Genomic DNA, 14,292 nt, shown 5'->3' with positions numbered 1-14,292 from the left:
TTTTATCCGCTCTATTTTATTTTGCTTATTCCAAGCATATACAGTCTTATTGTGAATTCTGAAAAAAGCTGCAGTAGGAAAGGATTCTCTGTTACCATCCCCTTCCTGCTGCAGCCTCTTTACGACTTCATTCTTATAATTTTAGCCTGTCAGCGATTGCCTTATCTGTCTCCTCCAGGGTAGTTGCAGTTTGCGTTAACTGCGTTTGAATTCCAGTAAGAATCTGAGGCATTGTCTTGTCCAGAACCGGCCATAAGTCGTTCGTAAAGCCGCTGATAAATGCAGATTGAGCAGCACCTTCCCAATTCGTTGCAATTTCATTGATTTTTGCATTCAAGGCATTGGCATCTGCTGTCATTGCCTCCTGTTTCTGCTTGATAAAACTCGCTGCATCTCTTAGTTCTTCCGGTGTAATTCTAATGGTTCCTGCCATTTTTTTATCCCCTTTCAATTCGTATGATTTTATGTTAATGCTCCTTTATTTATAGGAGAATTAATATCTCATTCACATTCATTTAAGTCACGATATTTTTGCTCTGTGTTTTAGATACCATAACTTTGTTTAAGCTTTTATTTAATTTATGTTATTTAATTTATGTTTTTTACTTACAGAAACAATATGACATTTATTTTTGTTTGTAGTATCTTTTTAGGGTGTTTTTTAATAATATACAGACATTCTTTAAAAACTTAATTTACTGAAACCGAACTTTTTAAATCACTCGAGATATTTTACTTGAAACTAAAGCAGCTGTGGACCCACCTATAACAGTTGGTTTATTAAAAATCGCTATACCAAAAAAATATGGACTTGTGTCAATAACTTAGACACAGGTCCATATATATGCAAATTATTTATTTAATAATAATCTCACATTTAGATTCCGAATTTATTATCCTTCTTTACCATTTCTTCCATCGCATCCTTAACCAATCCCAAAACACTCTTACTGTAATCTTGTTCCTACTCTGGCTGATAAAATCATATATAATTTGAGTTCTACTTTTTTACCACCTTCAAAGCAAATAAATATCTCAGCATCATATCTTCTTACTAAAGGTATTAAGCAAATGTTTCTATTCCAGTTTTGGGGTCAATAGTTATTTCACCCGATACCTTTTCTTACACAATATTTGCGGGGACTTAAACTTCACCTACTCCTATGTATTCTTATAAGAGATAAGGCATCACATCTTAATTCTACTAAGTATTATCTCTATCTTATACCAGTAACAATTAGTAATGTAGATTCAGGCATCTTAACTCTACTATGAATTATCTCTTCCTTCTGCATCCTTGGATACATTCACCAAATAATGTATGTAAATACTGTTAATGCAATCTATGGCATTCTCCGCCTCCAGCTCTTCAAAACGAAAGCTCTTTCGTCCGCCCTCTTTTGCACGGTTCCAGAAAAACAGTAAATCCTTCAAAGGAAGATAATGATAATGGTTTTTCTTTGAATAATACAAAAGCAGAAAAGCAATCCCTCCCTGCTTCTCAAAATCCTTCATAAACTCAACCTGATGCTCATGAATGTTCTGCAGTGCAAAGGTATCGCTTGCACACTCTTTCGCATCAAAGCATATAGGGATTCCCTGTACTGTTCCAATATAATCCACTGTACTTTTCTCACCGAAGTACGCAAGGGTTATATGTCTGTTTTCTTTATCAATGGTTATTGGGGTTATTGGGGTCGGGATTTTTTGTATCAATGCCAGATTTTTCTCGCGATATCTGGTATTTGTAAGATTTATGAGTTCCTCCAGTGCAGACCCCCTAAGACCTCTTGAATTCCATGAGGGCATATTATATCCTCCCTTTATAATCCAGACAGACCTTTAAGATATTTTCAAAATATTCAGGCAGTTCTGCATTTACTTTATGTCCGGACAGATAAGCAAACTCTCCAGTCATATCTTTTGAAAATTTCATTTCATAGGAATGCAGAAGCTGATGGTTTAACTTAAATTCCTTCCTGAACCGGTCATTCATGGTCTTATTACCATACTTTGCATCACCAATGATAGGATGACCGATGCTGCTTAAATGAGCACGAATCTGATGAGTCTTACCGGTAATCAGCTTTACCTTCAATAAAGTATATTCATTGTTATTGATTACGGGTGTGTATTCCGTTTCGATATAATCAGAATCCTCCGTCTCCTTTGGCAGAATGGTAACTTGATTGGTTTTCTCATTCTTTGTCAGATAACCGGTTATTCTTTTCTGTTCCTTTACCGCTCCCTTCACAAGACATAAATAATATTTGTCAAGGGTCCGTTCCCTGAAAACTTCTGAAAGCATCTGAAGCCCCGGAAGGGTCTTGCCTGCTGCCACCAGTCCACTGGTATTTCTATCCAGCCGGTTGCAGATACCTGGTTTAAAGGTATTAAGTTCCGTCAATGTAAGACTGTTGCTCTTTAACAGGTATTGTATCAGGTATTCCACCAATGAAACGTCCGTATCCTTAGCCTTCTGAGAAAGCATCCCAGCCGGTTTGTTTATTAAAACAATATCGGAATCCTCGTAAACAATCTGTAACTTTACACGTTGAATGCTTTTACCTCCACCGGTATCCTTTTTCCCGGTTGTTTCCTCACTATTGTTAAAGACAGCAGCATAACTTTCTGTAAATTTATCTATGGTCTCATCGGCTAAAAACAGCTTTATTTCATCAGAAAACTGTACCATTTCAGAGCCTTCTGCTTTTTTTCCATTTAGGGTAATGTTCTTTTTTCGGAGCATCTTATAGATAAAACTCTTTGGTGCTTTGTTCAGAGTTTTTTGCAGCAGCTTGTCCAGTCTTTGCCCTGCTTCATTCTTTCCTGCTACTATGGTTTTCATTCTTTCCTCTTTCTAAATAAGCTAAAGTATTAGATCTAAGTTAAAGTATTATATCAGTATATAACCTCAGGCCTCTATATACAATACCTTAACGGGTATACAAACTTTCCTTTAACTTATATGTTCAACAGCTCCGAAAAGGTATGAATATAATAATCAGAGAGTTCTTGTTTCTTTTTTGTATCTCCCTCAGACTTTTTATCATAAACACTGCAAACTTTCATACCGGCACTTTTTCCCGCCAATATTCCAGCAATAATATCTTCAAATACCAGACATTCTGCTGGTTCTGCTCCCAGATCTTTCGCCACCAGTTGGTAGATATCCGGAGAAGGTTTACCCTTTGCCACCTCACAGGAAGTTCGAATGGAGCTGAAATATTTTGCTACCCCTAACTTACCGATTACAAGTTCCACAAGTTCTTTGGAGTTGCTGGTTGCTATCCCCATAGATATTCCTCTGTTCCTCAATTCCTTCAGAACCGATAGTACGCCTTCTTTCAGAGGAACTTCTTCTGCGTATTTCTTCCAGGCCATTTTATTCCAATCTGCTTTTATATCCTCCAGAGAATGAGGAATCAAGAAACGTTCCTTAAAATAAACCGCAGTTTCAGAGAAACTCATACCCTGTATCATATCCTGTAAATCATCCGGTAAGGTAATATCAAACCGGCTTAAGTACTCTTTGTCTATGTCCTCCCACAACCACATGGAATCTACTAATGTCCCGTCCAGATCAAATAAAACTGCTTTTATATTTTGAAATATATCTTTGTTTATTATCATTTACCTTCCTCTGCAACTTTCATTTGTTACGTAACGCCTACATTGTCTGGTTATATAAAAGCGTAATTTCTGCTTTTGTAAGTTCCCGGTATTCCCCCGGCTCCAAAGATTCATCCAGGGTTAGCTCCCCCATACTGAGCCTTTTCAGATAGAGAACTTCCTTTCCTACTGCTTCGAACATCCTTTTAATCTGATGAAATTTACCTTCAAAAATGGTAACCAGTACTTCTGATTCTCCGGCTTCCGCTTTTATAAGTTTAAGTTCTGCCGGTAAAGTTGTAAGTTCCTCGTCTAACCTCATACCATCCTGAAAACTTTTTATATCCTCCGCATCTACTCTGCCTGTCACTCTTGCATAATAGCACTTACTTACATGTTTCTTCGGTGATAGCAGCCGATGAGCCAGATCACCGTCATTGGTAATTAATAACAGTCCTTCGGTATCCTTATCAAGCCTTCCAACGGGAAATAAATCCTTTCGTTTTCCTTCTTCTATAAGGTCTACAACCGTAGAGGCAAATTTGTCCCTGGTGGCTGATACTACTCCGCCTGGTTTATTTAACATATAATACTCTGTATTTACATAGGAAATTACCTGTTCATCAAAGGTAACATAATCCTCACCTGTTATTTTTAAGTCAGGAGCTTTCGCCACCTCTTTATTTACTTTCACTCTTCCTTTTCTGATATAGCCCTTTACCTCACTTCTGGTTCCGATTCCCATATCAGCCAGGTATTTATCCAATCGAAGGTATTCTCCCATTTATTTTTCCTTTCAAATTACAACTTTCTTATTAAAAGACAATATAAATCTTTTATATCCTTTTCCTATACTATCCTCGTGCCAACATTTATATCTAAATTTTATCTTTACATCCATCTCCAGCCAGGCAGATATTTATTCTTAAGTGAATTTCCCGATAACTTTCCCCAACCAAGAGAATAGGAATCAGCAGTAACCAGGTGATAACCGTCCCCAAAAGGTGTTTCAGCAGTAATGGTTTCACATTTTAGGTATTTTATAGCTTCTGAACTATTTCCCGGCAGGTCTATTACTTTTTTAAAGTCACCCGGTGTCAAAGCACTTGCCAGAGCCTGACTTGGCTCAAAACGCCCTTTCTTCATCTCACCAAGGAGCAGTCCCTGGCGCAGCAGTCGAAGTCCTTTTAAGTCCGGTAAACCTTCCGGTAACAGGTATAACCTGTCCTCTTTTGTCATCAAATTCTCAGTAGGAATGGGAATATGGACATGCTTAAGAAATTCTTCCGTCTCACTGGTTATTTTAACGGAGTTACCCGCTCTATTCATATCTTGTCCCGGTTCGGACTCTCCTTTACGCAAAAGAGCAATGAAATGTCCTTCTCCTTTTATCTTATGGGGCCAAAGTCTAATGCAGTTTTTAAGTTCTTCTCTTCCATCGGCCCAGTCAGGTCTTCCATGTGAAAATCCTTCATAAGAAACCTGACCTGCAGAAGAGTTCTGCATGCTGTTCTCATCAGTCGCGCCTGTATTCATGACAAGGGGATCAACAACTTGAAATTCCGGATATTGATCCAGCAGATAAGAGATGGTTCCTTCATTTTCTTCCGGTGAAAAGGTACAAGTAGAATAAAGCATATAACCACCGGGTCTTAACATTCTGGCTGCCTGCAGGATAATTTCCTTCTGCAGTTTGTTATAATACTCAACCCCATATTGTTCCCAATTCTTCATAATTGCCGGAGATTTACGAAACATTCCTTCTCCTGAACATGGCGCATCTACCAGAATCTTATCAAAATATTCCGTAAAATAATCCGTTAATTTTCCAGGTGCTTCACTGATGATAACCGGGTTTCGGATTCCAAAAAGTTCAATATTCTTTAGCAGAGCTTTCGCCCTGGAATTTGAGATATCATTTGATACCAACAGACCCTTTCCCTGTAATCTGGCTCCTAATTCTGTACTTTTCCCTCCCGGGGCAGCACAAAGGTCTAATACCCTATCTCCCGGGGTAACCGGTAAAAGACTCGCCGGAGTCATGGCACTGGGTTCCTGGATATAATAAAGACCCGCAAAGTAGTAGGGATGCCTAGCCGGTTGCTCCTCTGCATCGTAGTAATACCCATTCCTAATCCAGGGTATTCTTGTTATCTTAAAGGGAGAAATTTTCTCAAATTCCTCCGGTGTTATTTTAAGAGTATTTACTCTGAGCCCACTATAATGCTTTTGCTCCAGGCTTTTCTCATACTCACCGTACTCCTCTCCCAGTAAGCTTCTCATGCGTTCTTCAAATGTCTGTGGTAATTTCATGTTAACCTCTTCCTTCATATCCAATCTTGTAAATCTATTGCTTTTAAACGAATTATATTCTCTGTATGTCAAGCGTGTTAAAAAATTTATCGTGTTATTCTGGTCGTCCTACTTTTCAGTATATTCTTTATAATCCTCTTCACTTAACGTAAACTTTGGGCACGATAACCCTCTGATATTTTGTCCAGTTCTCTGTTAAAACGCTCTAATTGCTCCAAATCTCCCGTTTCATAAATATGAAAGAATTCATCCTGTATCTTAACAACTTCACGTTTGTTGGCAACTTTATATAAATTTTGTATATTCGTCAGGATATCAGCTACCATGTTAGCTTTTACCTTAAACGAATTCTGCGCATCCATGATTTCATCCCGAACAGAGGACATCTCCTGGTCCAGAGATATAATGGCATCAGCTGCTTTGCTTAATCTTGCCCTGATCTGTTCCGGCATGTTTTCTTTATACTTATATTGAAGGGAATGCTCAATAGTTGCCCAGAAATTCATAGCCAGTGTTCTGATCTGTATCTCTGCCTGTACCTGCTTGGTTCCCTTTAATGTCTCCACTTTATAATAAATTATCATATGATAACTTCTGTATCCACTGGATTTTGTATTGTTAATATAATCCTTCTCACTCTTTATCTCAAGATCCGTACGCTTTTTTATGATTTCTACTACTTTTTCGATATCCTCCACAAACTGGCAAATGATACGGATACCTGCAATGTCTTCCATCATTTCTTCGATATCCGGCAACGGAATACTCTTCTTCTGTGCTTTCTCCAAGATACTGGAAATCGTCTTTACTCTGCCATTGACCTGCTCAATAGGAGAATATTCCCCCTTCTTCTTGTATTCTTCAATTATATGATTGAATTTTACTACAAGCTCCTCCACGGCAAGTGCATAAGGATCAAGTATTTCTCTCCATAACTGTATTTCCATGAAAACCTCTTTCCGGATAAGTTATCCTCTTCTTTCAGATTCTTCCTTATCCCTCCTGTTATAACAACCCCAAAACCTTTCATCTTAACGCTTTCAGATTACTAAAACATATTATTATAACGGCCTTCAGAATTACTCTGTAAAATAGTAATTCCTCTCTACGCTTTATTATACCATGAACGTAATGCTTGTTCATGGTCTTGGTGCTCCGGTCAGAATTTTGGAGCAAGCTCCAAATTCCTCTCTACGCTTTATTATATCATAAACTACCTCTTTGTGGAAATAAAATAGACCAGTCAATCTGCTCTATTGCTTTGCTTCCAGGTAGCAAATGGTACTGTAAGGATTCACACTGATTTCTCCCGGTACCGCATCTATGTACATTCCAAAGTGTAAATGCACTGGAAACATTCCTTTTGTGCCTTCTGTACCATACCCGCTGTCTCCCATAAACCCAAGAAAATCACCGGCTTTGACACTATCACCCAATTCCAGGCCTTCCGCATAAGAATCTAAATGGGCATAATACAGATATGCTCCGTGAGGTGCTCTGATTCCCACACGGTATCCTCCTTTTTCAAGCCACCCGATTCTCTCAACTACGCCATCAGACGCGCTGATTACCCTGTATTTACCAACGACATTCTCCTCCGGAAATATATCAGTACCTTCATGTCTTCTATTCCCACCATAATTCCTTAATTCACTCCAGGTATCTCCGAAGGTAAATTTTATTGAATTGTCTTCTCCTCTATCCAAAGGAAATAACTTGATATCCGCAAAGAGACTCTTATAGTAATCCGTTAATTCCCCAAAAGCAGTATAGTCCTTTAGTTTATCCCTGAAAAAACTTACCTTATTAACAGATACCTCATCTCCCCTTATTAAACCATTCTGTTTTAACAGAGTCAGAATGGCAGCATAACCGGAGCATCTCTCAATCTGTTGTTCATCATTTTTTAAAGAGCCGGTATTAATATTACCTATGATTTCTTCCGGCAGCAGCATATCCCGAAAATAGTCGTAATCCAATCCATTCCTTACAATGGTCCGATAAGACTTCTGTAAGGAATAGGAATTAAGAAAGCTTACCATCCTGGACAAAAGAATAATCACAATAATAAGTATTGTCACGGTCCAAATCTTGTTAATGCTTAGGACTGTTCCATCCCGCTTTACAAGAACTCCATTTCCGTTGGATTTCTTTCGAACAGGGATTGCCGGAAATGCTCTTGTTTTCGTAATTTCATTGGCTGTTACTTTCGTAGAGGATTGTCTGTTTCTTGTACGTTTATTAATACGTCTCTTATTTTCCACGCTTATCTTATGAAGTCTGCTTTTTGTGAAATAGTCTCTCATAAAATCACCGGATTCGTTAAACATCCTTAACAGTATATGCCTGTCTAAGAAAACTATTCCATAAAAAATGCCAAAACCTGAGTATATTCCAAACCCAGAATTTTGACATCTTATATTATTATCAGTAATTTACTGTCTCGATTCTTGCTTTATAAAACCTTGCAGCAATTTTCTATTTTCATATTTATCAGGTATCAGCACAGACATACCACGAACTGTTCCTTCTTCGAAGGTATTGTCAGCCGGTATTCTCAAAGTCTGAAGCTCCCCATTCTTTGCTTCTGCCAGTAGCTGTAGATAAGCTGTAAATTCCTCCTGGGTAAGATCAGTCGTAATATAAGAAAGCAGGGAATTTGCTATTAAAGCCAGTTCTGGCAGACTTTTGGTTTTATATTTATCAAAGATGGCGTTTAAAACAACTCTCTGTCTGGAGGTCCTGCCAAAATCATTCAGCTCATGCTCACCGGTCGCCACATAACGCACTCTGCAATAACCTAACGCCTGATTACCATTCAGTAATTGATTGCCTGCTGAGACATTTCGATACTGCTCTTTCGAAATATAATTGGTGGTATTAAGATATTCCGCTTCTTTATCCGTTAGGGTAATCGTTACTCCCCCTAATTTATTGATGATTGCTTCAAATGCATCAAATCCAACCAGCATATAACCATCCAGTTTAACACCAAAATTCTGATAGATAGTATCGTATAAGAGGGGAACACCACCATATTCATATGCCGTGTTCAGTTTATTTTCTTTATAACCCGGAATGTCAACCAACATGTCCCTCATGAGGGAGGTAAGTCTGATGCACTTATCCTCTGTATCCAGAGTTGCTATCATCATAATATCCGTTCTGCCTTTTGCTGTTCCGGAATCTATTGCCTCTTCCCCCAACAGGAGTATATTATAGGTTATCTGCTTTACTTCCGGCTTTGCAGGCTCCGGGGTCAGCGTTAGGGTCGGCGTAACAGTAACTTCTGCAGCAGGTGTCTCTGCCACCTCTGCCGGCAAGCTGCCATCAGCATGATTCATCTTGCCATAAGCATATACCGATACCGCTTTATATAGAAGTCCTTGCCCGAAAGGTGTCAGCACAAGAACTAAGATAGCTGCAATCAGCAGACAGGCAGTACTGAGAAAAACACGAAGTACTTTTCTCTTCTTATACTTTTCCTGAGGCTCTTCTTTCTGGTCTAATTCAGCATTTACCTGTTCCTTAAGACTGTCAGTGATATCCATTAACAGTTCATCTTCCTGGCTTCTGATAAGTATTTTAGTTCCAAGGTGCTCCTCTTGGGATGCCTTGGTTCTCTCTTCTGTTTTAGATTCCTCATGAATATCGGTTTCTGATCCCGGTCTTTGCATATGCGGCTCCTATATTACTTATTTCCATATACTGGCACAGAGTATTATAACATGAGGTGCCTTGATTGTAAAATCTTTTGTAAATAATGTTAAGTTATTGTAACTCTGAAGCATAACCAGCCTCATCAAAACCAACTCCGAAAGAAATACTTTCCATGTACTGATAAAATTTCGAAATCTCTTCTTTATCACTTAAAAATTTCGTCCTAGCATTTTCCGCTTTAGCCGGAAGCAGCTGAACCTTCGTATTCATATCTTGATCCAGGGTTATTTTTAACACTGCCGTTCTTTGAATATTGCTGTAAAAAATATAGTTGCCAAGACTATATATAATAGGTTTTCCCTTATAATATTCCACTCCCTGAAGTACATGAGGGTGGCTGCCGATAACAAGATCTGCTCCGGCATCTATGTATTGTTTTGCCAGGGAGTGCTGATAATCTTTTGGTAATTCGGCTCTCTCAATTCCCCAATGAAGGTAAACAACCACATAATCACTGTTTTCGCTGGCAGTTTTAATGTCCTCCAATAAAAATGTCGGATCATAGGTGGTAAATAAACCGGCTTTGTTTTCAGCTGCATTCCATTCATATACCGGTATCACTCTTGACGCAGCCAGAAAAGCTATTGTCTTTCCCTGGTTTTCGGTGTAATGGATCTTTCTTGCATCAGACAGATTGCTTCCTGCACCAACATAATCTATTCCTGCACCTTTAAGGGTATCAAAGGAATCTTCTAATGCTGTCAGTCCAAAATCCATGGTATGGTTATTGGCAAGAGTAACAATATCAATTCCCATATCCTGAAAAGCAGTTATGTAATCCGGATTTACCCGAAAAGTATACTGTTTATCCTCTGCTGCCGTCCCTCCGGTACTAAAAGCAAACTCCTGATTTGACATGGTAATATCTGCATTCTGCATCTCGGCAAGAAGCTCTTTTTCCACTATAGCCTCAATTCCCTTTCCTTTGTATGTATTAGCTACAACATCGGATAAATAGATATCACCAGTAAACAGCATTGTGATATCCTTCCAGGGTTCTTCGGTGACTGTGGGTTTGGGCACTTCCGTAACAGAACCCTCTGATACCTGAGAATCCTCTGGCTCAGAGGGATTTGGTACTGGTGTTGTATTCTCCACACTGCCAGAATTCCGGTCTCCCACTATGGAATTATTATTCCCTTCCTTACTCCATGAAAAATCACCTACTTCATAGATAATTACCACTGCCAGAAGGCTAAAGGTAAAAATGATAAAGGCCAGGAGGCCGTACATTCTGCGTTTACTCATAGATTCTTCATTCCCTCGATTACTTTTTCAACATATTTGTATACTCTGATAGTAGAGGATAAGCTTAATCTTTCTTTCGGTGTATGGATATCCCACATATCAGGCCCTAAGGATACCATATCTATGCCGGGAATCTTCTCAGCAAAGAAGCTGCATTCAAGACCAGCATGGATTGCCTCAAACTTAGGTGCTGTTTTATATTCTTCCTCATAGACTTTTGCAAGATATTCTCTTAAAGCAGAATCTTTCTTATATTCCCATGCAGGATACTGGCTTCTGACATTATATTCACCGCCCAGGAAATCACAGATATAATTAAGTTTCTTATTCAGAAATTCCTTATAACTGTTTACAGAACTGCGGACAGAAAAGCAGATGATTGCTTTCTCTTCTTCCAGATGAAAAATACCAAGGTTAAGTGAGCTTTCTACAAGGCCAGGTATATCACTGCTCATTGTCTGTACACCATTGGGCGTATTTATCAACAGGAATAACAGCTTTTCAAAGGAGGTAGGATGAAGAACTTTATACTTATCTTCCTCCCCTCTCATATAGCCTACTGTTAAATCCGGTTCATTGGTCACATATTCATGTTTGTATTTACTTGCCAGCCCATTGATAATATCCGTAAATCGATCATATTCATCATCCTCTATAATGATCTCTGCTTTTGCATCTCTTGGAATGGCATTGTCTTTCAAGCCGCCGTTCAAATCATACAGATAGAAGCCCATAGCTTCTTTTAGTTCAAATAACAGTCTTGCCATTAATTTTGTTGCATTTACACGATTCTTATGAATCTCTGCTCCCGAATGTCCGCCTTTTAACTCTGATATGGTAAGGATTACTTTGAGCCCTTTTTCAGACGTTCTTTTAAGAGGCAGCTCACAGGTAGCTGTAAGTCCTCCTGCAGAACTTGTAAGGAGATATCCCTCTTCTTCCGAATCAATGTTTAATAGTAATTTCCCTTGTAAGTCAGAAACATCAAGACCGATAGCTCCCTCCATGCCTACTTCTTCATCTGTTGTTATAATTGCTTCCAGTCTTGGATGCTGTAAGGTCTCATCATCAAACAACGCAAGAATATAAGCAACCGCTATACCATCATCACCGCCTAAAGTGGTTCTGTCTGCATGAATGAAATCTCCATCTACAAAAAGTTCAATTCCTTCTTTTAAGAAATCATGGGTACAGTCATTGGTCTTCTCACATACCATATCCATATGTCCCTGTAGTATAAGGGCAGGTGCATTCTCATAACCGGGAGTAGCCTCTTTGATCAGTACTACATTTTCATACTCATCCTGGCGATAAGTATAGCCTTTTGCTTTCGCATGCTCTACCAGATAATTACTGATAGCTGTATTGTACTTAGATCCTCTTGGCACTGCTGAAATCTCACTGAAGTAATGAAATACTTTTTTATAATCAAGCTTTTGTAATGTTTCGTTCATTTCTGCCTCTCTTTCCTCCGCCTTTTGGGCGGCTTTCGATTCCTTTTATTCCTATATAAAATCTATTCCTTTTCCTTACGTATTAATTCTTAAAGCTATGAATAGGGGCTGGTATTCTTCCGCCTCTGTTAATAAAATCAGCACAACTGAAGTTGTTAACCGGCATGACAGGCGCATAACCTAATAACCCTCCGAATTCCACCATTTCGCCCACACCTTTTCCAATAACCGGTATAAGTCTAACTGCAGTGGTCTTCTGATTAATCATTCCAATTGCCATTTCATCTGCTATGATACCAGATATTGTTGTTGCTTTCGTATCACCAGGTATTGCTACCATATCCAGTCCAACGGAGCAGACACAAGTCATAGCTTCCAATTTCTCAAGGGTTAATGCACCTAATTCTACTGCCTCAATCATTCCTCTGTCTTCACTTACAGGAATAAAGGCACCGCTTAACCCACCTACATAAGAGGAAGCCATTACACCGCCCTTTTTAACCTGGTCGTTTAACAAAGCAAGAGCTGCAGTAGTGCCTGGTGCTCCTGCCTGTTCAAGTCCCATTTCCTGAAAGATCTCAGCAATACTGTCACCAACAGCTGGTGTGGGCGCCAGGGATAAGTCGATTATTCCAAAAGGAATATTTAATCTTTTGGAGGCTTCCTGCGCTACCAGTTGACCTACCCTGGTTATTTTAAAGGCTGTGGTCTTAACAGTTTCACACAGTGTGCCAAAATCAGCGCCTCGGACACGACTCAATGCATTCTTAACAACACCCGGTCCGCTTACACCTACATTTATAATGGCATCCCCTTCTGTTACACCATGAAAAGCACCTGCCATAAAAGGATTATCATCCGGTGCATTACAGAATATTACCAACTTTGCACAACCGATAGAATCTCTTTCTTTGGTATATTCAGCCGTTTTTAAGATGATTTCACCCAGAAGCTTCACTGCGTCCATATCAATTCCGGTTTTGGTGGAGCCTACATTGACAGAGGAGCAAACCCTCTCTGTTTCAGCCAGGGCCTGTGGAATGGATTCTATGAGATTTCGGTCACCTGTGGACATTCCTTTCGACACCAGTGCGGAATAGCCGCCAATAAAATTAACGCCGACTGCAGTAGCAGCACGATCCAAGGTTTTTGCAATGGTTACATAATCCCCGGGATTCCTGCAGGCACTGCTGCCCACCAAAGCAATGGGAGTTACTGATATTCTCTTGTTTACAATAGGGATACCAAATTCTCTCTCTATTGCTTTCCCTGTAGCTACCAGATCCTTTGCCACCGTTGTTATTTTATCATAGATTTTCTGATTTAATACCTCCAGATTATTATCAGCGCAATCCAACAGGCTTATACCTAGGGTTATGGTTCTGACATCCAGATTCTCCTGCTCTATCATTTTATTGGTTTCAATAACCTCGTTAATATCGATCATAATTTTATTTTCCTGCCGCAGGCTGTCTGCAGCATTGCCACTTGTTATGAGGTTGAAAAAATTGGTTTGCGGCATCCTTTCTTGGCAATTATTTTCTTTCAACCATAAGGTGTGTACTGCCTGGTCTTTCTAAATATTGGACCCGTCAGGTACAGCATGTGTTGCAAAATGTATCCAACTTACAGTCTGTGCATCATGTTGAAGATATCTTCATGCTGCGCTTTGATGACAACACCGATTTCCTGTCCCAACTCCTCAAGTTCTGTGGCTATTATGTCAAAGCTTTTCGTTGCTTCATTGGCATCCACAATCATCATCATATTAAAATACCCCTGAACGATCGTCTGGGAAATATCCATTATATTGATTTTATTTCCTGCGAGATAAGTACAAACTTTTGCAATAATTCCAACTTGGTCTTTTCCTACAACAGATATAATTGTCTTCTTCATATTAGCTCCCATCTGTGTGCTTTAGCACACTTAAAAATCAAAATGT

At 39.2% G+C, this 14,292-nt stretch carries 13 protein-coding genes; all 13 read right to left on the bottom strand.

The features are described from left to right. Window positions 1-133: 133 nt before the first annotated feature. Window positions 134-433, bottom strand: coding sequence for a WXG100 family type VII secretion target (locus tag R2R35_RS22780; RefSeq protein WP_317732143.1), 300 nt, complete (start codon window positions 431-433; stop codon window positions 134-136). An 836-nt stretch (window positions 434-1,269) separates the two neighbouring features. Beyond that, window positions 1,270-1,809, bottom strand: coding sequence for a Holliday junction resolvase RecU (locus R2R35_RS22775; RefSeq protein WP_317732142.1), 540 nt, complete (start codon window positions 1,807-1,809; stop codon window positions 1,270-1,272). Window position 1,810: 1 nt separating this feature from the next. After that, a complete protein-coding gene (locus tag R2R35_RS22770) occupies window positions 1,811-2,848 on the bottom strand; it encodes an RluA family pseudouridine synthase (protein WP_317732141.1) in 1,038 nt (345 codons plus the stop codon). 116 nt (window positions 2,849-2,964) lie between these two features. After that, entirely contained in the window at window positions 2,965-3,615 is a 651-nt protein-coding gene (locus R2R35_RS22765) for an HAD family hydrolase (protein ID WP_334309133.1), read from the bottom strand. Window positions 3,616-3,670: 55 nt separating this feature from the next. After that, window positions 3,671-4,396 (bottom strand): pseudouridine synthase, encoded by a 726-nt coding sequence (locus R2R35_RS22760; RefSeq protein WP_317732139.1) that lies wholly within the window; start codon window positions 4,394-4,396, stop codon window positions 3,671-3,673. A gap of 107 nt (window positions 4,397-4,503) precedes the next feature. Further along, on the bottom strand, window positions 4,504-5,925 hold the full coding sequence (locus tag R2R35_RS22755) for an RsmB/NOP family class I SAM-dependent RNA methyltransferase (RefSeq protein WP_317732138.1): 1,422 nt from the start codon (window positions 5,923-5,925) through the stop codon (window positions 4,504-4,506). 143 nt (window positions 5,926-6,068) lie between these two features. Beyond that, window positions 6,069-6,872, bottom strand: a complete 804-nt coding sequence (locus R2R35_RS22750) for a GTP pyrophosphokinase (RefSeq protein WP_033166672.1) — start codon at window positions 6,870-6,872, stop codon at window positions 6,069-6,071. A gap of 306 nt (window positions 6,873-7,178) precedes the next feature. Next, window positions 7,179-8,231, bottom strand: a complete 1,053-nt coding sequence (locus R2R35_RS22745; RefSeq protein WP_317732137.1) for a M23 family metallopeptidase — start codon at window positions 8,229-8,231, stop codon at window positions 7,179-7,181. A gap of 129 nt (window positions 8,232-8,360) precedes the next feature. Beyond that, entirely contained in the window at window positions 8,361-9,602 is a 1,242-nt protein-coding gene (locus tag R2R35_RS22740; RefSeq protein WP_317732136.1) for an LCP family protein, read from the bottom strand. 94 nt (window positions 9,603-9,696) lie between these two features. Beyond that, complete coding sequence (locus R2R35_RS22735; protein ID WP_317732135.1) at window positions 9,697-10,893, bottom strand: CapA family protein; 1,197 nt, start codon at window positions 10,891-10,893, stop codon at window positions 9,697-9,699. Beyond that, window positions 10,890-12,347, bottom strand: coding sequence for an aminoacyl-histidine dipeptidase (locus tag R2R35_RS22730; RefSeq protein WP_317732134.1), 1,458 nt, complete (start codon window positions 12,345-12,347; stop codon window positions 10,890-10,892). The genes R2R35_RS22735 and R2R35_RS22730 overlap by 4 nt, the downstream gene beginning before the upstream one ends. A gap of 82 nt (window positions 12,348-12,429) precedes the next feature. Next, the gene (locus R2R35_RS22725) at window positions 12,430-13,794 is read right to left on the bottom strand and encodes a PFL family protein (protein WP_317732133.1); all 1,365 of its coding nucleotides are present in this window, start codon (window positions 13,792-13,794) and stop codon (window positions 12,430-12,432) included. Between the two features lie 179 nt (window positions 13,795-13,973). Then, on the bottom strand, window positions 13,974-14,246 hold the full coding sequence (locus tag R2R35_RS22720) for an ACT domain-containing protein (protein WP_033166676.1): 273 nt from the start codon (window positions 14,244-14,246) through the stop codon (window positions 13,974-13,976). Window positions 14,247-14,292 lie beyond the last annotated feature (46 nt).

The organism is Anaerocolumna sp. AGMB13020, from assembly GCF_033100115.1.
Classification (GTDB): Bacteria; Bacillota; Clostridia; order Lachnospirales; family Lachnospiraceae; genus Anaerocolumna.
This window is presented reverse-complemented; position numbering and strand designations above follow the sequence as displayed.

Excerpts from the sequence above, each read along its gene's own strand:
- R2R35_RS22780 (WP_317732143.1), bottom strand. The coding sequence starts at position 433 with ATGGCAGGAACCATTAGAATTACACCGGAAGAACTAAGAGATGCAGCG.
- R2R35_RS22775 (WP_317732142.1), bottom strand. The coding sequence starts at position 1,809 with ATGCCCTCATGGAATTCAAGAGGTCTTAGGGGGTCTGCACTGGAGGAA.
- R2R35_RS22770 (WP_317732141.1), bottom strand. The coding sequence starts at position 2,848 with ATGAAAACCATAGTAGCAGGAAAGAATGAAGCAGGGCAAAGACTGGAC.
- R2R35_RS22760 (WP_317732139.1), bottom strand. The coding sequence starts at position 4,396 with ATGGGAGAATACCTTCGATTGGATAAATACCTGGCTGATATGGGAATC.
- R2R35_RS22755 (WP_317732138.1), bottom strand. The coding sequence starts at position 5,925 with ATGAAATTACCACAGACATTTGAAGAACGCATGAGAAGCTTACTGGGA.
- R2R35_RS22750 (WP_033166672.1), bottom strand. The coding sequence starts at position 6,872 with ATGGAAATACAGTTATGGAGAGAAATACTTGATCCTTATGCACTTGCC.
- R2R35_RS22745 (WP_317732137.1), bottom strand. The coding sequence starts at position 8,231 with ATGAGAGACTATTTCACAAAAAGCAGACTTCATAAGATAAGCGTGGAA.
- R2R35_RS22740 (WP_317732136.1), bottom strand. The coding sequence starts at position 9,602 with ATGCAAAGACCGGGATCAGAAACCGATATTCATGAGGAATCTAAAACA.
- R2R35_RS22735 (WP_317732135.1), bottom strand. The coding sequence starts at position 10,893 with ATGAGTAAACGCAGAATGTACGGCCTCCTGGCCTTTATCATTTTTACC.
- R2R35_RS22730 (WP_317732134.1), bottom strand. The coding sequence starts at position 12,347 with ATGAACGAAACATTACAAAAGCTTGATTATAAAAAAGTATTTCATTAC.
- R2R35_RS22725 (WP_317732133.1), bottom strand. The coding sequence starts at position 13,794 with ATGATCGATATTAACGAGGTTATTGAAACCAATAAAATGATAGAGCAG.
- R2R35_RS22720 (WP_033166676.1), bottom strand. The coding sequence starts at position 14,246 with ATGAAGAAGACAATTATATCTGTTGTAGGAAAAGACCAAGTTGGAATT.